The following is an 18,171-nucleotide window of genomic DNA, read 5'->3' as shown; positions in this document are numbered from 1 at the left end:
CCGGTGCGTTCGTGAATCGCCCGACACTCGCGAACTAATCGTTGGGTGAGCGGGCACGTAGCGAGTTTGAGAGACCGGGCGCAAAACCAAAACCGGCGAGCCTTGCGACTCCCTCACCACAGCCCGCCCATAGACATAGACGTATCTGGTTGCGCACTCTCCACTTTCGCAGATAGTGCGGCTTTGCGCTGCGGGCTCTCACACCCGGCCGTCTTTCCAACGGCAAACAGAAATCTACCCCAACCGTTTTTTAAGACGATCAACCACACAGGCTAAACGCGCGAGTTATGACCAATCTTTACATTCGAACCGACGCGTCTACGGGTTGCCACGTGTTTCGTGAACGTTGCCAATGCACCGTACATCGACAACGAAGTAAAGACGCAAAGACGCAAAGACGCCTTAAAGCATCGTCCTCACATGCCAAAGCTCAGGAAACAAAACCACATCAAGCATCTTCCGCAGATAAGGCGCACCACTCGTACCGCCCGTACCTTGCTTGAACCCGATAATCCGTTCAACCGTCGTCACATGCCTGAACCGCCACTGTCGAAACGCATCCTCGAGATCGACAAGCTCCTCCGCCATCTCGTACAACTCCCAATGCTGCGAAGGATTCCGATAAACCTCCAGCCACGCAGCTTCAACAGAAGCATCATGCGTAGTCGGCTGTGTCCAGTCCCGATCCAGCCTCGACGGTGAAATCTCAAACCCGCGCCGCGACAGCAGCCGAACCACCTCGTCATAAAACGAAGGCGCTTCCAGCGAAGCCGTCACCTCAGCAAGAACATCCGGCCGATGCGCATGCGGCTTCAGCATCTGCTCATTCTTATTCCCAAGCAAAAACTCGATCTGCCGATACTGATAAGACTGGAACCCGGAGGAGCTACCCAGATAAGGCCGCATCGCCGTGTACTCGGACGGCGTCATCGTCGCGAGAACACTCCATGCCTGCACAAGCTGCTCCATGATGCGCGACACGCGAGCAAGCATCTTGAATGCCGGCGGCAATTCATCGCGATGCACTGCTTTCAACGCCGCGCGCAACTCATACAGCGCGAGCTTCATCCACAACTCGCTCGTCTGATGCTGAATGATGAACAGCATCTCGTTGTGATCCGGCGACAACGGGTGCTGTGCATCCAGCACCGTCCCCAGCGACAAATAATCGCCGTAACTCATCGACTCCGAAAAATCGAGCTGTGCGTCGTGCCAGCCATCGCCGGAATCGGAAGCCACTGAGTCGCCGGAAGCAACGGGCGCTGCCTGGACAGCCCCACTGCCATGCCCAAACGGACACCCTTGCGCCGGTTTCTCTTCCGGCAATCCCGGCGTTTGCATGTGATCGGTCATCGCGCGCTCCTCAGGTCACAGCGCCGCGAGCGGCAAATGCAGGTGCCCGCCAGGTCTCTTGCGTGAGCACATCGCGCAGCGTCTCCACCGCATCCCACACATCGACAAAGCGCGTGTACAGCGGCGTAAAGCCAAACCGCAGCACATAAGGCTCGCGATAATCTCCGATCACGCCACGCGCGATCAACGCCTGCATCACTTCATACCCATGCGGGTGCTCGAAGCTCGCATGCGAGCCTCGCTGCGCGTGCTCACGTGGCGTCACGAGCTTCAACGGAAACTCGCCGCAACGCGCTTCGACCAGTTCGATAAACAGATCGGTTAGCGCGAGCGATTTCGCGCGGATCGCCTGCATATCCGTTTGCAGGAACACATCGAGCCCGCATTCGACGAGCGACATCGACACCATCGGCTGCGTGCCGCACAGGAAGCGGCCGATACCGTCATCGGGTTGATACGCCGGGTCCATCTTGAACGGCGCGCGATGTCCCCACCAGCCAGACAGCGGCTGCGCGAAATCGTTTTGATGGCGCTTCGGCACCCACACGAATGCGGGCGAACCCGGGCCGCCATTCAGATACTTATATGTGCACCCCACCGCGTAGTCCGCGCCGACGCCATTCAGGTCGACCGGCACCGCGCCCGCCGAATGTGCGAGGTCCCACAGCGCGAGGGCGCCCTTGTCGTGGATCAGTTGGGTCAGTGCCGCCATGTCGTGCATGTAGCCCGTGCGGTAGTTCACGTGCGTGATCATCGCGATCGCGGTGTCGTCGCCGATCGCGGCGGGCAACTCGGACGGATCGTCGACAAGGCGCAATTCATAACCGCGGTCGAGCTGTTCGATCAGCCCTTGTGCGATGTACAGATCGGTCGGGAAATTCGAACGCTCAGAAACGATCACGCGACGCTTCGGATCGCGTGCGTTCGCCAAGCGCACGGCCGCCGACAAAAGCTTGAACAGGTTGATCGAAATCGTATCGGTGACGACCACTTCGTTTTCGGCCGCACCGATCAGCGGCGCGAGTTTGTTGCCAAGGCGACGCGGCAATTCGAACCAGCCGGCGGTGTTCCAGCTGCGGATCAGGCCTTCGCCCCACTCGGCGCCGATCACGGTCTGCGCGCGTTGTGCGGCAGCGGCCGGTGGAACGCCGAGCGAGTTGCCGTCGAGATAGATGGTCGTCGACGACAGCGCGAACTGGTCGCGCAGCGTTGCGAGCGGGTCGGCGCTATCGAGCGCCACTGCTTCTTCACGAGTATTCATGATGGTCCAGTCAATCAGATCGGGGAGTTCGGTGAATGCGATGAGTGTGGTGATTCGGTTTTACAGTGCGCCGGTGATCAGCGAGATTCGGGCAGCGCGCGCAACACGGCGCGCACGGGGCTCGCATCGAGCGTGGTCAGCTTCAGTGGCAGCGCGATCAGTTCGTAGTCACCGGGCGCGACGGCATCCAGCACGATGCCTTCGAGGATCGCCATGCGGTGCGCGCGAATCCGGTGGTGCGCGTCCATCGTCTTCGATTCCTGCGGATCGAGCGAGGGCGTATCGATGCCAATCAGCTTCACCCCTTTGGCGGCCAGCAGATCGATTGTTTCGGGGGCGACTGCGCAGAACGCGCTGTCCCAAGCCGTAGTCGGCGCGTTTCTGTAAGTGCGTAGTAAGACTCGCGGCGGCAGATCGTCGAGCGAGCCGGCCAGGTGTTGTGGCGTGACAACAGGCGAAGCGCCGATGCAATGAATCACACGGCAGCGTCCGAGGTACGCAGCGAGCGGCACTTGCCCGATCGCCGCGCCCTCTGCGTCGTAGTGAAGCGGGGCGTCGGTGTGGGCGCCGGTGTGCGGCGACAAGGTCAGCCGCGCGACGTTGACGGGCGAGCCCGCCTCCATGCGCCATACGCGTTCGATGCCGACCGGCGTATCGCCGGGCCAGACGGGCGTCGCAGTATCGACGGCGGGGGTAATGTCCCAGAGTGTGTCCATGTCTCCATCGGCGGATTGTGTCTATCCGGGAATGATAGGTGGCCTGCCGCGAAATGTGATTGCGAAAAAATCTCCTTCTGCGCCGTGTCTTGGAACATAATTTGAGACAAATGGGAAAGGGAGACCGAATATGAACGCGATCTCGCTCGACGCCACCGATTGCCGTATCTTGACGGTGCTTCAGCAAGAAGGACGGATCAGCAATCTTGACCTCGCGGAGCGCATTTCGCTCTCGCCATCGGCCTGTCTACGGCGCCTGCGCCTGCTCGAAGAGCAGGGCGTCATCGAACATTACCGCGCGTGTCTGAACCGCGAAGTGTTGGGTTTCGAACTGGAGGCGTTCGTGCAGGTGTCGATGCGCAACGACCAGGAGAACTGGCACGAGCGTTTTGCGGAGGCGGTGAGGGATTGGCCGGAAGTGGTCGGCGCATTTGTCGTGACCGGCGAGACCCATTATCTGTTGCGGGTGCTCGCGCACAATCTCAAGCACTATTCGGATTTCGTGCTGCAACGCCTCTATAAGGCGCCAGGCGTGATGGATATTCGTTCGAATATCGTGCTGCAGACGCTGAAGGAAGATTCGGGCGTGCCGGTGTCGCTCGTGCCGAAAACCAGCGGGCACAGCGCGTCGCATAGCTGAGCGCGAGCGGCCGGTCAGCTTGCGTCGGCAGGTACCGCTGCTTGCGGCCGCTGTTAACGCACAGCGGCGCCGCATTCAGAGTGGCTTGAGTCCGTGAAACAGGCCGTTCTGGAAGACCAGCGGCGCAATCTCCGCAGCATTCTCGTGGACGCCGCAGCGTTCCACTTCGCCGACGAAAATCACGTGGTCGCCTTCTTCGTAGCGGCTGCGGTTATGGCATTCGAACCAGGCAAGCGCGCCGTCGAGCACCGGCATGCCGGTGTCGCCTTCGGCGTGCGACACCCCTTCGAAACGATCGCCCTTGACGGTGGCGAAGCGTTTGCACAGATCGAGCTGCGACGCAGCCAGCACGTTGACCACGTAGTGACTGTTCGCCCGGAACACCGGCATCGACGCCGAGCGCGTCGCGAGGCTCCACAGCACCAGCGGCGGATTGAGCGAAACCGAATTGAACGAGCTGGCCGTGATGCCGATCAATTGGCCGGACGCCGCACGCGTTGTAATGACAGTGACGCCGGTGGCGAATTGGCTGAGCGCCTGTTTAAAGGCGGGCTGGTCGAAATTGGGCGGGCTGGCGCGTTTCATTGGGCGGAAGCCTTGGTGCCGCACCGGGTGAAGCCCGGGCTGAACCCATCGCGCGCGCGGCCGGAAACAAATGATTCAAAAGTCATAGTGAAAATTGTCGATTTGTCCCAATTTTAACTGTAATCGCGGTGGACTGGCCGCGACGCCTGCCGGTATGTGGAAAAACCGCTAAGCTGGAAAGTCTCGACGCGGGCATGAGCGTTGCGATCAAGCGAGGCAGGCATCAGCCGACTATGGGAATCAAGGAGCAAGCAGCATGAGTCAGACAGGCGAAGTCGCTACTCTCGGTGGCGGGTGTTTCTGGTGCCTCGAAGCGGTGTATCTGGGCGTCGAAGGCGTGAACGCGGTGGAGTCGGGCTATGCGGGCGGCCAAACCCAGCGGCCGACCTATGAACAGGTGTGCGACGGTGTGACGGGCCACGCGGAAGTCGTGAACGTCGACTTCGATCCGGCGAAGATCAGCTATCGCGAGATTCTCGATATTTTTTTCGCGATCCACGACCCGACCCAGTTGAACCGGCAGGGCAACGACGTCGGCACGCAGTACCGCTCGGTGATTTTTACGCATTCCGACGCGCAGCGTGAAACGGCACGGCAGGCGATCAGCGAGATCGGCGAACAGGCTATCTACGACGGCCAGATCGTTACCCAGGTGCTGCCGCTCGACGGCAACTACTGGCCGGCCGAAGCGTATCACCAGAACTATTTCGCGCAGCACCCGAATCAGGGGTACTGCTCGTTCGTGGTGGCGCCGAAGGTCGCGAAGTTTCGTCAGAAGTTCGCGCATCGGATCAAGGCGAGCTGAGCGGTTCCTCCGGCGTCGGGGGCTCGTCCGCGTCCGGATACTCGTGTTCATGAGCCTGGCGCGCATACGCTTCAATGATCGCCCGCGCCAGTTCCACGCAGCTTAATGGCGCCGACCCTTCCGCCTTGTTGTTGACCGCGATCACCACCGGCTGGCCGGCCAGCGCATAGCGCGCGGCCAGTTCGGCGAGCGAGGCGCGGGTCGCCGGATCCTGATCGACCAGCTGGTTGAACGGTTCGTACTTGGCCTTCGCCTGCTCGTATTTGAAGCCGCCGTGCAAACTCCAGCGTACGATCAGCGGGCCGGCCGGCTCGCCGTCCAGCAGCGCGAGCGCTGCCGCCTGACGCAGCGGATCCGGCATCCGCGCATGAATCCCCACGCAATACCGCACCCCCGCTGTTTTCAGCGTGCGGATGAAGCGCGGCGTCAGCAAACTCGCGTCGCGGATTTCAATCGCGTAGCACGTGCCTTCAGGCAGCTTCGGCAACGCCGTCAGGAACTCGGCGAGGCGCTCGATGAATGCCGCTGGTTGCGCGAGCATCTGGTCGGGCAGCGGCGAGAGCTGGAACACCAGCGCTCCGGCCTTGGTGCCGAGGCCTTCGAGACAGGGCGTGACAAACTCGTCGATCGCCATTTGCGCGTTCAGAAAGCAGGGGTTTAGCGACACCGGCTCGCCGCGTTCGGCGCGCACGGTGGCGTCGGTAATCGTCATCGGCGCTTTGACGATGAAGCGGAAGTGCTCCGGCACCTGCTGCGCGTAGCGCAAGTATTCGGTGATGGTGAGCGCCTGGTAAAACGACCGGTCGATGCTGACGGTCTTTAACAGCGGATGCGCGCCGTAAGCCGTCAAACCCTCGCGCGAGAGTTTGCTATTGCTGTAGTCGTCGCCGTAGACGATGCCGTTCCAGCCCGGAAACGACCATGTCGACGTACCGAGATGGATCTGCGGCGGCAGTTCGGCGGCGAGCGCGAGGAGTTCGGGAGAGGGCGCCGCGGCGAGAACGTCGCGCGAGCGGCGTTTTTTCGGCGAGTGAGGGGCAGCGACTGGCGCGGCATTGGAATCAGGATCGGCTGCGTCTGAAGGCACCTCCTCCTCGTCCTGCCAAAGTGAGGTGGCGCTGCTCGCCTCCACGCGCGGCTGACGTTGCGGCGCAGGCTGCGCGGTGGCGGCTACGACTGCTGCGGTTGTAGGTGTGAAGTCGGCTTCGGCAGGCGCGGGGCGCGGTTTGCCGCCAGCATCGGACCTGGCCTGCGTCTGTTCCACCGGCATCCCGAACAGATCGAACTGTACGGCGTTGGCCTGTGCGTCATGCTCGCCGCTCAACGGCTGTTCAACTTCGCTTGTCCCGCTCTGGTCCATCGATGTTCGACCTGCTGTTTAAGGTTTGCGCCGCGTCGGTCCGCCCGTGCTATGCACGCAGCCCCGGAACGCAGCGGCGGCACATCGCCGCGGCGCAACCGTATCACAACGTTTTGTCGTACATATAGCGGCGCGACCACGGCAGGGTCTTCGCGCTGCGACCGGCTTTGCGGCAGACCACCTGGAAGATCGAGACGTCGTCGGTTTCGAATGCGTACGCGCAGCCGGCAAGATAGACGCGCCAGATGCGGAATTTTTCGTCGTCGACCAGCTTGCGGGCTTCGTCCGCATGCGCCTCGAAGTTTTCCGCCCAGATGTCCAGCGTCTGCGCATAGTGACGGCGCAGGCTTTCGACGTCAACCGCTTCGAGCCCGCCGCGCTGCATCGCTTCGAGCGCGAGGCTGATGTGCGGCAGTTCGCCGTCCGGAAATACATAGCGGTCGATGAATTCGCCACCGCCGAGCGCGGTTTCGCCGCTGTCCGAATCGCTCGACGTGATGCCGTGATTCATGGCGACGCCGTCGTCGACGAGCAGATCATGGATCTTCTGGAAGTAGCCCGGCAGATTCTTGCGGCCGACGTGCTCGAACATGCCGACGCTGGTGATGCGGTCGAACTGCCCGTCGATGTCGCGATAATCCTGCAGACGAATCTCGATCTGGTTTTCCAGGCCGGCGGCCTTCACGCGGGCGGTCGCGAGATCGAACTGGTTCTGCGACAGCGTCACGCCGATGCACTGGGCGCCGAATTTCTGTGCCGCGCGCAGGACGAGCGCACCCCAGCCGCAGCCGATATCGAGCAGGCGCTGCCCCGGTTGCAACTGGATCTTGGTGAGGATGTGGTCGATCTTCTTGATCTGCGCGGTGGCGAGATCTTCATCGCCATTCTCGAAGTACGCACACGAGTACACCATGTTCTCGTCGAGCCACAGCTTGTAGAACTCGTTCGAGACGTCGTAGTGATACTGAATGGCCTTCTTGTCCGACGACTTCGAGTGATGGAAGTAGCGTCGTACGCGCGCCAGCTTGCTCGCGCTCGTGACGGTGTTGCGCGCCAGCTGGTAGCCGATGTTGATGATGTCCGACAGCTTGCCTTCGATGTCGATCTTGCCCTTCACGTACGCCTCGCCCAGATTGTCGAGGCTCGGTTCGAGCAGATACGGCAGCGCGGTGGCGCTTTTGACGTGTAGCGTGACCCGAGGCGCGGCGAACTGCCCGAAGTCGTGTTGCTGGCCGTCCCACAGCACAAGGCGTGCTGGCAGGTTAGCCTTGGTTTTTACTTCTTCCACCCACTGCGCCAGCTTCTTCTCCCAGAACATGTGATTTCTCCGTGTCCGTTGAATTAAAGCAAAGCCTGTGCGGATCGCTGCTCACTGCGGCGCAGCTCCCATGCCATGGAGCGCAATCCGGCCGCCGCGCGCTGCTGCGTTGGCAACGCACGTACGTGTTGTATTCCAATTCATTCAAGGCGATAGGCGGGAGATTTGCCAGTCGCTACTTTCGCTTGAACGCGTGTAGAGCAGACGGTCGTGCAAGCGCGACGGCCGGCCCTGCCAGAATTCGATTGCTTCGGGCACCAAACGATATCCGCCCCAGTGCGGTGGGCGCGGCGGCTGGTCACCGTATTGCAGGCTGATCTCGCGTTCGCGTGTTTCGAGTTGCGAACGGCTTTCAATTACCTGACTTTGGTTGGATGCCCAGGCGCCGATGCGTGAGCCTAGCGGGCGCGAGGCGAAATACCTATCGCTTTCTTCAGCGCTGGTTTTGACAATGCTGCCCTCGACGCGCACCTGGCGTTCGAGTTCGATCCAGTAGAACAGCAGGCTCGCGTGGGGATTGGCGGCCAGTTCGCAGCCCTTGCGGCTTTCGTAATTGGTGAAGAACACAAAGCCACGCTCGTCGACGCCTTTGATCAGTACGATGCGCGCCGATGGCCGGCCGCGCGAGTCGACTGTGGCCAGCGTCATCGTATTCGGTTCGGGCAGTTCGGCGTCTACCGTTTGTTGAAACCACGCATCGAATTGACGAAACGGGTTGCGGTTGACATCGGCAACGTCCAAAGAACCCAGCGAATAGTTTTTTCGAAGTTCGGCGAGTGAGGAGGTCATGTTCTTATGCGAACGCTACAGTACAACCAGTATAGCCAGGGCGTGAATTTTTTGCGCGCAACCAGGTCAAGGCCCGCCGCGCTGTGTGGACATCCACGCCACCCCGTTTGCGGCCGTTCGCGCTTAAGTGGGTGCAAGCATGGGGATCGTCGCGATCAGGCAAAATACAGGCTGCGAACGCCTGAGCATGCCTGAGCGTTTTTATCACTTTCTGCTTTGCCTGCTTTGAACGAGCCTTCCACCATGTCCAGCACCACCGCGCATTCCGATCTTACTACCAGCCTCGACGGGCGGGAAACCGCCGACCGCGAGCGGCGCTTCGGCGGTGTTGCCCGCCTGTACGGCGCGCCGGCGCTTGCTGCGTTTGAAGGGGCCCACGTTGCCGTGATCGGCATCGGCGGGGTCGGCTCATGGGTGGCGGAGGCGCTGGCGCGCAGCGCCGTCGGCACGCTGACCTTGATCGATCTGGACAATGTCGCCGAGAGCAACACTAACCGCCAGATCCACGCGCTGGACGGTAACTACGGGAAACCGAAGGTCGAGGCGATGGCTGAGCGCATCACGGCGATCAATCCGTTCTGCGACGTGCGGCTGATTGAAGACTTCGTCGAGCCGGACAATTTTGCGGCGACGCTCGGCGGTGGTTTCGACTACGTGATCGATGCGATCGACAGCGTACGTACCAAGACCGCGTTGATCGCGTGGTGCGTCGAGAAAAAGCAGCCGTTGATTACGGTGGGCGGCGCGGGCGGCCAACTGGACCCGACGCGCATTCGGATCGACGATCTCGCGTTGACGATTCAAGACCCGTTGCTGTCGAAAGTGCGCGGGCAGTTACGCAAACAGCACGGCTTTCCGCGTGGCCCGAAGGCGAAGTTCAAGGTGAGCGCGGTGTATTCAGACGAGCCGCTGATCTACCCGGAAGCCGCCGTGTGCGATATCGACGAGGAAGCGGAGCATGTCACCACGTCGCCGGGTCATACGGGACCGGTGGGATTGAACTGCGCGGGATTTGGATCGAGCGTGTGTGTGACCGCGAGTTTCGGTTTTGCTGCGGCCGCGCATGTATTGCGGGCGTTGGCGAAGCAGGCGGCGGGTTGACGCGGTAGGGCGCTAGAGCAGCATTGCCGCGTTCGAACGGCAGGGTGTTGATTCAGTCAGGCGGGTCGATGCCGTTTATGCCGCAGTGCATTCAGGTGCGGCTCCGTCGCCGCACCCGAAAACAGTACAAATTAGAACAACAGCGCGCTTAGCTTGCGTCGCCATTTCGACACCAGCTCCGGCTGATGCGCGGCGAGATCGAACACCGACAGCATTGTTTTACGGCCAATGTCTTCGCGGAACGCGCGATCGCGTTGCACGATAGCCAACAGGTGCTCCAGCGCGCCCTCGTATTTGCGGCGAGCGATCAGTGCGCTAGCCAGATCGAAGCGCGCTTCGAGATCGTCCGGGTTAGCGGTGACCTTCGCTTCAAGTGCGTCCGTAGGCGGCAAATCCGCAGCCGCATCCACAGCGTCGAGTCGCGTTTTGAGCGCATTGAAGCGGGCGTCGATCCCCTGCGTGGTTTTCGGCGACAACAGGTCGACTTCATTGCGTGCTTCGTCGACGCGGTTATCTTCGAGCAGCGTCTCGATGAGATCCATGCGTGCTTCGTCGAAGCCCGGATCGTGGGCGAGTGCGGCTTGCAGCGCGTTGTAAGCATCTTCGCGACGGCCTTCGGCCAACGCGGTTTGCGCTTCAAGTCGCGCCGCGTCCGCGCCTTGTGGCACGAGGCGCTCAATAAACTCGCGCAACTGGCCTTCCGGCAGCACGCCGACGAATTGATCGACCGGCTGGCCTTCGGCAAACGCCATGACGTGCGGAATGCTGCGCACCTGGAAGTGCGCGGCCAGTTCCTGATTCTCGTCGACGTTCACCTTCACCAGCTTCCATTTGCCGGCGGCCTCGGCTTCGAGCTTCTCCAGCATCGGGCCGAGCGTCTTGCAGGGACCGCACCACGGCGCCCAGAAATCGACCAGCACAGGGGCCAGTGTCGACGCCGCGATGACGTCCTGTTCGAAAGTGGCCAGCGTGGTGTCCATTGCATCCTCTTCGATAAATCGGTTTGTTGGCTAGGTGGGGTCGAGCATGGCGAATTCAATGCGCCACGCGCCCGCTTTTACTTGTACTGATTCGCGCTTATTTTCTTTCCGGCAGCGGAATCCATTCGGTTTCACCTGGCACCTTGCCCATCTCCTGGCGGGTCCACGCCAGCTTCGCTGCTTCGATCTTCTCGCGCGAACTGGCGACGAAGTTCCATTCGATAAAGCGCTCGCCATCCAGCTTTTCGCCACCGAGCAGCATGACGCGCGCGCCATGAGTGCTGGCAAGCGTGACGGTTTCATCGAGCGCGAGTACGGCCATCTGACCCACTTCGAGCGGTGCGCCGTCGATCTCCAGATCGCCGTCCACCAGATAGACGCCGCGTTCCTCGTGCTCCGGTTCGAGCGCGAATGCGCCGCCCGGGGCAAACTCCGCGGCCACGTACAGCGTGCCGGAAAAGGTCGTGACCGGCGAGGTTTCGCCAAACGCGGTACCCGCGATCACGCGCAGCGTGACGCCGTTGCGCTCGACCACCGGCAGCGTGTCGGCCGCGTGATGCGAGAAGGACGGTTCGATATCTTCGTCGTCGAGCGGCAGCGCGACCCAGGTCTGAATGCCGTGCATGGTCAGGCCGCTCGCGCGATCTTCAGCCGGCGTGCGCTCGGAATGGATGATGCCGCGGCCCGCCGTCATCCAGTTGACGTCGCCTGGGACGATCTTCTGCTCGGAACCGAGGCTGTCGCGATGCATGATCGAGCCTTCGAACAGATAGGTGACGGTTGCGAGGCCGATATGCGGGTGCGGACGCACGTCGAGCCCGACGCCGGGTTCGAGGGTGGCCGGGCCCATGTGGTCGAAGAAGATGAACGGGCCGATCAGGCGTGCCGCCATGGCCGGCAGTACACGCCGCACGGTGAGACTGCCGACGTCGCGCAGATGCGGTTTGAGAACTGCTTTGATCGAGGAGGACATGGGCAGGCTCGGCAGGAAGAGGGTGAGTCGGATTTTGCTTAATGGACGATTCTACTGCGGAGGGCGGATTCACGACGGTTTGCGCCGCCTTGCCGCTCCGGGATTCCGTAACGCGCACTGTCCCCTGGCGCCGCAAGCTCCGCTAAACTGCCGGATCGAACAATTAAATGGAGACTGGGATGTCGCCCAGGGACTTACTGCTCGCGCTGGTCGTCGTGGTTGCGTGGGGCGTCAATTTCGTCGTGATCAAGGTAGGCCTGCATGGCGTGCCGCCCATGCTGCTTGGCGCGCTGCGTTTCACGCTCGCCGCAGTGCCGGCAGTGTTTTTCGTCAAACGGCCGCAAATGCCGTGGCGCTGGCTATTCGCTTACGGCGCGACGATTTCGTTCGGCCAGTTCGCTTTCCTGTTTTCGGCGATGTATGTGGGCATGCCGGCGGGGCTCGCCTCGCTCGTGTTGCAGGCGCAGGCGTTCTTCACGCTGATTTTCGCGGCGCTATTTCTGCATGAGCGTTTTCGCGTGCCGAATGTCGTCGGTTTGCTGATCGCGGCGGGCGGTCTCGCGGTAATCGGCATGCAAGGCGGCCACGCCATGACGCTCGCCGGTTTCGTCCTCACGCTGTGCGCGGCCTGTTCGTGGGCGCTCGGCAACATCGTCACGAAGAAGGTCGGCAAGGTCGATCTGGTCGGGCTGGTGGTGTGGGGCAGCCTGATTCCGCCGTTGCCCTTTTTCGCGCTGTCGTACGCGTTCGAGGGGCCGCAGCGGATCGGCGCGGCGCTGTCCGGGATCAGCGCGATGTCGATTTTCGCGATCGTCTATCTCGCGTTTATCGCGACGCTGATCGGCTATGGTCTGTGGAGCCGGCTCCTGTCGCGCTATCCGGCAAGCCAGGTGGCGCCGTTCTCGCTGCTGGTGCCGATCGTCGGGCTGGCCTCGGCGTCCTTGTTTCTGGACGAACAGTTGTCGGCGGCGCAGATCGTGGGCGCCTTGCTGGTGATGGCGGGGCTGGCGGTGAATGTGTTCGGCGGGTGGGTCGTGCAGCGGTTTTCGCCGGCGCGTTGAATGCCGCCGCCTGGGCGTGAAGTAGAAAAAACGGCGGCATCACTGTACTTCGCCATGAAAAACACCCCAAAGGTTGGATCTGTGTCCAACTTTTGAGGTGCAGTTGACGAGCGGCCGTTTTTTATCGCCTGCATGGCAGGGCGTGACGTGTGCCATGCAGGGTGGTGTCAGGTCATGCGATTCTTCGCCAACGGCGGATTCGCCGCGAAATAGCGCTTGATGCCGCTCATGATCGCGTCAGCCATCTTCTCCCGATAGGCGTCGTCGTTCAGCTGGCGCTCCTCATCCGGGTTACTGATGAAGGCGGTCTCCACGAGGATCGACGGAATATCCGGCGCCTTCAGCACAGCAAATCCGGCCTGTTCGACCGAGCCCTTGTGCAGCTTGTTGATGCCGCCGATTTCCTTCAGCACGAAATTGCCGTAGCGCATCGAGTCGCGGATCTGCGCGGTGGTCGACATATCGAACAACGCGCGATTGACGGTGGCGTCGGCGGACTTGATGTTGATCCCGCCGATCTGATCCGATGAGTTCTCCTTGTTCGCCATCCAGCGCGCCGCGGCGCTCGAGGCGCCATGCTCCGACAAGGCAAACACCGACGAGCCCTTGGCCTCCGGGGTGGTGAATGCGTCCGCGTGGATCGACACGAACAGGTCTGCGCCCACGCGCCGCGCCTTCTGCACGCGCACGTTAAGCGGCACGAAAAAGTCGGCGTCGCGCGTCATCATGGCGCGCATGTTCGGCTGCGCGTCGATCTTCGCGCGCAGCTTCTTCGCGATGTCGAGTGCGACGTGCTTCTCATACGTGCCCCCGCCGCCGATCGCGCCCGGGTCCTCGCCGCCGTGACCCGGATCGATCGCGACGGTCAACAGACGTACGGTGTTGCTCCTGCCGGTTTTCGGGTTGGTGAATGCGTAGCTATCGTCGCTGTCATCGCTGCCGAGGTTGCTGCTGCTCCCCTTGTTGCGGGCGATTGCGGTGGGCGGCGTGGCCGGCGCAAGCGGTGTCGTCGGCGTTGCAGGCTTGCCGAGGATGGGCGGAGCAGGGGTCGGTGTGGTATGCGCCGGCGGATGTGGCACGCTCGGCGCCGTCCCGCCGCTGCCATTCTGTGCATAGCGCTCGAAGAAGGCTTCGCTGTTGTCGGCGGTGGGCGGCGTGGTGCCCGGGCCGCTTAGCGTAGCGGGCGGCGCGTTGTTTTCTTCCAGCGTTTGCTGCTTGCGCTCGGTCTGCGCGAGCAGATCCATCAGCGGATCGGGCGCGACAGCGGGGTACAGGTCGAACACCAGCCGGTATTTGTACGCGCCGACCGGCGGCAGCGTGAACACCTGCGGCTTCACCGAGCCCTTCAGATCGAACACCATGCGCACGACGTGCGGCTGATATTGCCCGACGCGCACGGACTGAATCTGCGGGTCGTTCGGCGTAATCTTCGACACCAGATCCTTCAGCGCCTGGTCCAGATCGAGACCGCTCAAATCGACCACCAGCCGGTCTGGGCCCTGCAGCAACTGCTGCGTATTCTGCAAAGGCTGATCCGACTCGATCGTCACGCGCGTGTAGTCGCGCGCCGGCCAGACCCGCACGCCCAGCACCGAGCTTGCCCACGCAAGACGCGGAGCGACAAGGCCGAGCACCAGCGTGGACGCGCCCGCGCGCAGAATCTGCCGGCGCCGCCAGTTATGCGTTGCGGTAGCCGCCGATTCGATCGAGCGGAACGGTTTGATCAACATCTTTCGAGACATGCCTTTCCTGATTCGCTGTATGCCTGTGCGACGAGTACCCGACCTTCGCCCGTGCTGTCCAGATCGAGCGAGAAGACGAGATCCGGCACGCCAAGGAGACGCCCTGCGCGCTGCGGCCATTCGACGAGGCAGATGGCGCCGCTGTCGAAGTACTCGCGAAACCCCGCGTCGGCCCATTCGGCCGGGTCGGTGAATCTATACAGATCGAAGTGATAGAGCGCGAGTTCCCCAGCGGGCCGTTCAAGCACGTAGGGTTCGACGAGTGTGTAAGTGGGACTGCGCACGCGGCCGGTGTGGCCGAGGCCGCGCAAAGTTGCGCGCACCAGCGTGGTTTTGCCGGCACCGAGGTCGCCGACGAGTTGTACCTGCAGTCCGTGGAATGCCTGATCCCCCGTGATGCCAAGCGCGTGTTGCTGCGGTTTTTGCAGTGGTTTTTGCGGCAACTCGCGTACGCTTTCGATCGCCTGCGCGAAGCGCTCGCCGAATGCATGGGTGGCGGCCTCATCCGCGAGCGCAAAGGAGCGTTCGAGCAGAATATCGGCGGGCGGTTGGATCGCGAGATCGGGGTTGACAGGCATTCTCGTAAAATGGCGTGATGAACCGAAGTCCGGAGTCCCCTGTTTCCTGCCCGCCTGCGTCTAACGACGGTGTGCGTGCCGAGCGTCATTTCGATGAAGCGGCGCTGAATGCGCTCGCGCTCAACATCAAAACGTGGGGCCGTGAACTGGGTTTCGGGGCGATTGGTATCAGCGACACCGATCTCTCCGCTGCCGAAGCGCCGCTTGCAGCATGGCTGGACGCGGGTTGCCACGGCGAGATGGATTATATGGCGAAACACGGCATGAAACGCGCGCGCCCCGCCGAGCTTGTGGCCGGCACGCGACGTGTGATTACCGCGCGCATCGCCTATTTGCCCGCTCAGACATTGAGTGGAAAGGCGCACGAAAGCGCTTTGCAGGACTCGCCGCTCGAACCGCAAGACTGGCGCGCAGCCGAGCATGCGCGGCTCGCGGACCCGTCGGCGGCGGTGGTGTCGATCTATGCGCGGGGCCGCGATTATCACAAGGTGATGCGTAACCGTCTGCAACATCTGGCCGAGAAAATCGAGGCGGAGATCGGCGCATTTGGCTACCGCGTATTTACCGATTCGGCGCCGGTGCTCGAAGTAGAACTTGCCCAGAAGGCCGGGATCGGCTGGCGCGGCAAGCACACACTGCTGCTGCAGCGCGATGCCGGATCGCTATTTTTTCTCGGCGAAATCTACGTCGACGTGCCGTTGCCCACCGATGCCGAGACGTCGCCCGACGACGCGCCCGAAACGCCGGGTTCGCATTGCGGCAGTTGCACGCGTTGCATCGGTGCATGCCCGACGGGTGCGATCGTGGCGCCCTATAAGGTCGATGCACGCCTCTGTATTTCGTATCTGACGATCGAATTGAAAGGCAATATTCCCCTGGAAATGCGACCGCTGATCGGTAATCGTGTGTACGGCTGCGACGATTGCCAGCTCGTCTGTCCGTGGAACAAGTTTGCGCAGGCCGCGCCGGTTGCCGATTTCGATGTGCGGCATGGGCTCGATCGTGCGACGCTGGTCGAACTGTTCGCATGGTCTGCCGTCGAGTTCGATACGCGCATGCAAGGGAGTGCGATTCGCCGCATCGGCTATGAGAGCTGGCTGCGCAATCTCGCGGTGGGGATGGGCAATGCGCTGCGTGCGTCTTCGGAAAGTTTGAGCGAGGATGCGCGCGAGGCGATTGTTCAAGCGCTGAAGTTACGGACCGAAGACCCTTCGGCGGTGGTGCGCGAGCATGTGGAATGGGCGTTGGAAGCGGCGTAAAGTAGCGGCAATCGGGCGGGATCGTCGCCAGGAGTCAGTCACGGGTGATGGCGAGTAGCGCGTTTGCAAGCTGTTTGCGCGCCAATTCAAATGCGCCGCCATGCAATCTGAAAGATGCGCCGCCAATCACGGAGCAAGCAACCATGTTCAACGCAGTGATCGATGCACCGTTCGGCAAGGTCGGCATACGCCTCGAAGGCGAGGCCGTGCGCGAGATTGTCTATTTGCCGGAGTCGGTGCAGAACGTCGCACCGGACACGCGCTTGGCCAAACAGTCTGTGGAGCAGATCGAACGTTATTTCGAGCGTGCATCCGCGAAATTCGAATTGCCGCTGGCCACGGTCGGCACTCCGTTTCAGCGACGCGTGTGGCAGGCAATCAGCGACATCCCGCCGGGCGTCGTACTGACCTATGGGCAATTGGCAAGGCAGCTAGGAAGTGTTCCGCGCGCAGTCGGCCAGGCATGCGGTTCCAATTACTTTCCGATCGTGATTCCGTGTCATCGGGTGGTCAGTGCGAGCGGCATCGGCGGATTCGCGCATCACGCCGGAGAGGGCTTCTTTCGCAACGTCAAGCGCTGGCTTCTGGCGCATGAAGGCATTCCCTACGCATGAGCGACACCGTGATTGAAGACGCGCCGGCCGCGTCACCTTTGTTTGTGGCGAGCTCGGCCTCGATCGATGCGTTCTGCGACGCGTTGTGGCTCGAGCACGGTTTGTCGCGCAACACGCTCGATGCGTACCGGCGCGATCTGCGGCTGTTCTGCGAATGGCTCGCGCAAAGCCGCAACACCTCGCTCGACACCGCCAGCGAGGCCGATCTCAACGCCTATAGCGCGGCGCGTCAGAAAGACAAATCCACCTCGGCGAACCGGCGGCTTTCGGTGTTTCGCCGCTACTACGGTTGGGCGGTGCGCGAACATCGCGCGCAGGTCGATCCGACGGTGCGCATTCGTTCGGCCAAGCAACCGCCGCGTTTTCCGTCGACGCTCAGCGAAGCGCAAGTCGAAGCACTGCTCGGCGCGCCGGACATCGACACGCCCTTGGGCCTGCGCGATCGCACCATGCTGGAATTGATGTACGCGAGCGGTTTGCGTGTCACCGAACTCGTCACGCTGAAGACGGTGGAAGTGGGCCTGAACGAAGGCGTGGTGCGTGTGATGGGCAAGGGCTCGAAAGAGCGCCTGATTCCGTTCGGCGAAGAGGCGCATAACTGGATCGAACGCTATCTGCGCGAAGCGCGCCCGGCTTTACTGGGGGCGCGAGCGACGGATGCGCTGTTCGTCACGAGCCGCGCGGAGGGCATGACCCGCCAGCAGTTCTGGAACATCATCAAGCGTCACGCGACAGCGGCCGAGGTGCACGCGCCGCTCTCGCCGCACACACTACGGCACGCGTTCGCGACGCACCTGCTGAACCATGGTGCCGATTTACGCGTCGTGCAATTGCTGCTCGGGCATACGGATATCTCGACCACGCAGATCTATACACACGTGGCCCGCGAACGGTTGAAGTCGCTGCATGCGCAGCATCATCCGCGGGGGTGACGAGCGCTTGCATGGATGCTCGCGTTTGCCCGTGCCGTTACGCGTCCGGTTGTGATTGCTCCTGCTGCCGCATTTTTATGGCCTCGGCTCGCCTCGCCGAAGCC

General features: G+C 62.0%; 18 protein-coding genes. 7 read left to right on the top strand and 11 right to left on the bottom strand.

Annotated elements, in window-relative coordinates; all coding sequences use genetic code 11:
- Positions 1-402 precede the first annotated feature (402 nt).
- From kynA to kynB, 3 genes are all read right to left on the bottom strand, one after another.
- Complete coding sequence (gene kynA / locus PQQ52_RS03005; RefSeq protein ID WP_408206668.1) at positions 403-1,353, bottom strand: tryptophan 2,3-dioxygenase; 951 nt, start codon at positions 1,351-1,353, stop codon at positions 403-405.
- Positions 1,354-1,363: 10 nt separating this feature from the next.
- Complete coding sequence (gene kynU, locus PQQ52_RS03000) at positions 1,364-2,614, bottom strand: kynureninase (protein ID WP_408206666.1); 1,251 nt, start codon at positions 2,612-2,614, stop codon at positions 1,364-1,366.
- Positions 2,615-2,691: 77 nt separating this feature from the next.
- A complete protein-coding gene (kynB, locus tag PQQ52_RS02995; RefSeq protein WP_408206664.1) occupies positions 2,692-3,330 on the bottom strand; it encodes an arylformamidase in 639 nt (212 codons plus the stop codon).
- Positions 3,331-3,460: 130 nt separating this feature from the next.
- Here kynB and PQQ52_RS02990 point away from each other — a divergent pair, with 130 nt between their 5' ends.
- A complete protein-coding gene (locus PQQ52_RS02990; protein ID WP_408206662.1) occupies positions 3,461-3,970 on the top strand; it encodes an Lrp/AsnC family transcriptional regulator in 510 nt (169 codons plus the stop codon).
- 75 nt (positions 3,971-4,045) lie between these two features.
- Here the strand turns inward: PQQ52_RS02990 and PQQ52_RS02985 are convergent, their stop codons facing one another.
- Positions 4,046-4,555, bottom strand: a complete 510-nt coding sequence (locus PQQ52_RS02985) for a flavin reductase family protein (RefSeq protein ID WP_408206661.1) — start codon at positions 4,553-4,555, stop codon at positions 4,046-4,048.
- A gap of 256 nt (positions 4,556-4,811) precedes the next feature.
- Between PQQ52_RS02985 and msrA the strand changes: the two genes are divergently transcribed.
- Positions 4,812-5,360 carry a peptide-methionine (S)-S-oxide reductase MsrA gene (gene msrA / locus PQQ52_RS02980; protein WP_408206659.1) on the top strand — a complete coding sequence of 183 codons (549 nt, stop codon included), beginning with the start codon at positions 4,812-4,814 and terminating at the stop codon, positions 5,358-5,360.
- Here the strand turns inward: msrA and PQQ52_RS02975 are convergent.
- The 3 genes from PQQ52_RS02975 to pdxH form a co-directional block, all read right to left on the bottom strand.
- The gene (locus tag PQQ52_RS02975; protein WP_408206657.1) at positions 5,347-6,720 is read right to left on the bottom strand and encodes a DUF72 domain-containing protein; all 1,374 of its coding nucleotides are present in this window, start codon (positions 6,718-6,720) and stop codon (positions 5,347-5,349) included. The genes msrA and PQQ52_RS02975 overlap by 14 nt on opposite strands.
- Before the next feature lie 103 nt (positions 6,721-6,823).
- Positions 6,824-8,038, bottom strand: coding sequence for a class I SAM-dependent methyltransferase (locus PQQ52_RS02970; RefSeq protein ID WP_408206655.1), 1,215 nt, complete (start codon positions 8,036-8,038; stop codon positions 6,824-6,826).
- Positions 8,039-8,182: 144 nt separating this feature from the next.
- Positions 8,183-8,827: a pyridoxamine 5'-phosphate oxidase gene (pdxH, locus tag PQQ52_RS02965; protein ID WP_408206653.1), complete on the bottom strand. Its 645-nt coding sequence runs from the start codon at positions 8,825-8,827 to the stop codon at positions 8,183-8,185.
- 243 nt (positions 8,828-9,070) lie between these two features.
- On the opposite strand from pdxH, the gene tcdA reads away from it, so the two are divergent.
- A complete protein-coding gene (gene tcdA, locus PQQ52_RS02960) occupies positions 9,071-9,928 on the top strand; it encodes a tRNA cyclic N6-threonylcarbamoyladenosine(37) synthase TcdA (RefSeq protein WP_408206651.1) in 858 nt (285 codons plus the stop codon).
- Between the two features lie 131 nt (positions 9,929-10,059).
- On the opposite strand, the gene trxA is transcribed toward tcdA, so the two are convergent.
- Both trxA and PQQ52_RS02950 read right to left on the bottom strand, forming a co-directional pair.
- On the bottom strand, positions 10,060-10,908 hold the full coding sequence (gene trxA, locus PQQ52_RS02955) for a thioredoxin (protein ID WP_408206649.1): 849 nt from the start codon (positions 10,906-10,908) through the stop codon (positions 10,060-10,062).
- 97 nt (positions 10,909-11,005) lie between these two features.
- A complete protein-coding gene (locus PQQ52_RS02950) occupies positions 11,006-11,881 on the bottom strand; it encodes a pirin family protein (RefSeq protein WP_408206647.1) in 876 nt (291 codons plus the stop codon).
- 179 nt (positions 11,882-12,060) lie between these two features.
- Between PQQ52_RS02950 and PQQ52_RS02945 the strand changes: the two genes are divergently transcribed.
- Complete coding sequence (locus PQQ52_RS02945) at positions 12,061-12,942, top strand: EamA family transporter (protein WP_408206645.1); 882 nt, start codon at positions 12,061-12,063, stop codon at positions 12,940-12,942.
- Between the two features lie 167 nt (positions 12,943-13,109).
- Here PQQ52_RS02945 and PQQ52_RS02940 read toward each other — a convergent pair whose 3' ends face one another.
- Both PQQ52_RS02940 and tsaE read right to left on the bottom strand, forming a co-directional pair.
- Entirely contained in the window at positions 13,110-14,684 is a 1,575-nt protein-coding gene (locus tag PQQ52_RS02940; protein WP_408206643.1) for an N-acetylmuramoyl-L-alanine amidase, read from the bottom strand.
- On the bottom strand, positions 14,666-15,262 hold the full coding sequence (gene tsaE / locus PQQ52_RS02935; RefSeq protein WP_408206642.1) for a tRNA (adenosine(37)-N6)-threonylcarbamoyltransferase complex ATPase subunit type 1 TsaE: 597 nt from the start codon (positions 15,260-15,262) through the stop codon (positions 14,666-14,668). Before tsaE ends, PQQ52_RS02940 begins: the two co-directional genes overlap by 19 nt.
- A 17-nt stretch (positions 15,263-15,279) precedes the next feature.
- On the opposite strand from tsaE, the gene queG reads away from it, so the two are divergent.
- The 3 genes from queG (at position 15,280) to xerD (ending at position 18,067) form a co-directional block, all read left to right on the top strand.
- Positions 15,280-16,521: a tRNA epoxyqueuosine(34) reductase QueG gene (queG, locus tag PQQ52_RS02930; protein ID WP_408206640.1), complete on the top strand. Its 1,242-nt coding sequence runs from the start codon at positions 15,280-15,282 to the stop codon at positions 16,519-16,521.
- A gap of 143 nt (positions 16,522-16,664) precedes the next feature.
- Positions 16,665-17,135, top strand: coding sequence for a methylated-DNA--[protein]-cysteine S-methyltransferase (locus PQQ52_RS02925; RefSeq protein WP_408206638.1), 471 nt, complete (start codon positions 16,665-16,667; stop codon positions 17,133-17,135).
- A complete protein-coding gene (gene xerD, locus PQQ52_RS02920) occupies positions 17,132-18,067 on the top strand; it encodes a site-specific tyrosine recombinase XerD (RefSeq protein WP_408206636.1) in 936 nt (311 codons plus the stop codon). Before PQQ52_RS02925 ends, xerD begins: the two co-directional genes overlap by 4 nt.
- The last annotated feature ends 104 nt before the right edge of the window (positions 18,068-18,171 follow it).

The sequence above is a fragment of the Paraburkholderia sediminicola genome (assembly GCF_046030555.1).
GTDB lineage: Bacteria > Pseudomonadota > Gammaproteobacteria > Burkholderiales > Burkholderiaceae > Paraburkholderia > Paraburkholderia sediminicola_E.
Note: the sequence above shows the minus strand (reverse complement) of the source record. Positions and strands in the feature narration are given on the sequence as shown.

Coding starts and splice junctions, on each gene's coding strand:
- PQQ52_RS02940 (WP_408206643.1), bottom strand. CDS start 14,684: ATGTCTCGAAAGATGTTGATCAAACCGTTCCGCTCGATCGAATCGGCG.
- tcdA (WP_408206651.1), top strand. CDS start 9,071: ATGTCCAGCACCACCGCGCATTCCGATCTTACTACCAGCCTCGACGGG.
- PQQ52_RS02985 (WP_408206661.1), bottom strand. CDS start 4,555: ATGAAACGCGCCAGCCCGCCCAATTTCGACCAGCCCGCCTTTAAACAG.
- kynU (WP_408206666.1), bottom strand. CDS start 2,614: ATGAATACTCGTGAAGAAGCAGTGGCGCTCGATAGCGCCGACCCGCTC.
- PQQ52_RS02970 (WP_408206655.1), bottom strand. CDS start 8,038: ATGTTCTGGGAGAAGAAGCTGGCGCAGTGGGTGGAAGAAGTAAAAACC.
- tsaE (WP_408206642.1), bottom strand. CDS start 15,262: ATGCCTGTCAACCCCGATCTCGCGATCCAACCGCCCGCCGATATTCTG.
- PQQ52_RS02945 (WP_408206645.1), top strand. CDS start 12,061: ATGTCGCCCAGGGACTTACTGCTCGCGCTGGTCGTCGTGGTTGCGTGG.
- kynB (WP_408206664.1), bottom strand. CDS start 3,330: ATGGACACACTCTGGGACATTACCCCCGCCGTCGATACTGCGACGCCC.
- xerD (WP_408206636.1), top strand. CDS start 17,132: ATGAGCGACACCGTGATTGAAGACGCGCCGGCCGCGTCACCTTTGTTT.
- trxA (WP_408206649.1), bottom strand. CDS start 10,908: ATGGACACCACGCTGGCCACTTTCGAACAGGACGTCATCGCGGCGTCG.
- msrA (WP_408206659.1), top strand. CDS start 4,812: ATGAGTCAGACAGGCGAAGTCGCTACTCTCGGTGGCGGGTGTTTCTGG.
- PQQ52_RS02990 (WP_408206662.1), top strand. CDS start 3,461: ATGAACGCGATCTCGCTCGACGCCACCGATTGCCGTATCTTGACGGTG.
- kynA (WP_408206668.1), bottom strand. CDS start 1,353: ATGACCGATCACATGCAAACGCCGGGATTGCCGGAAGAGAAACCGGCG.
- PQQ52_RS02950 (WP_408206647.1), bottom strand. CDS start 11,881: ATGTCCTCCTCGATCAAAGCAGTTCTCAAACCGCATCTGCGCGACGTC.
- queG (WP_408206640.1), top strand. CDS start 15,280: ATGAACCGAAGTCCGGAGTCCCCTGTTTCCTGCCCGCCTGCGTCTAAC.
- PQQ52_RS02975 (WP_408206657.1), bottom strand. CDS start 6,720: ATGGACCAGAGCGGGACAAGCGAAGTTGAACAGCCGTTGAGCGGCGAG.
- PQQ52_RS02925 (WP_408206638.1), top strand. CDS start 16,665: ATGTTCAACGCAGTGATCGATGCACCGTTCGGCAAGGTCGGCATACGC.
- pdxH (WP_408206653.1), bottom strand. CDS start 8,827: ATGACCTCCTCACTCGCCGAACTTCGAAAAAACTATTCGCTGGGTTCT.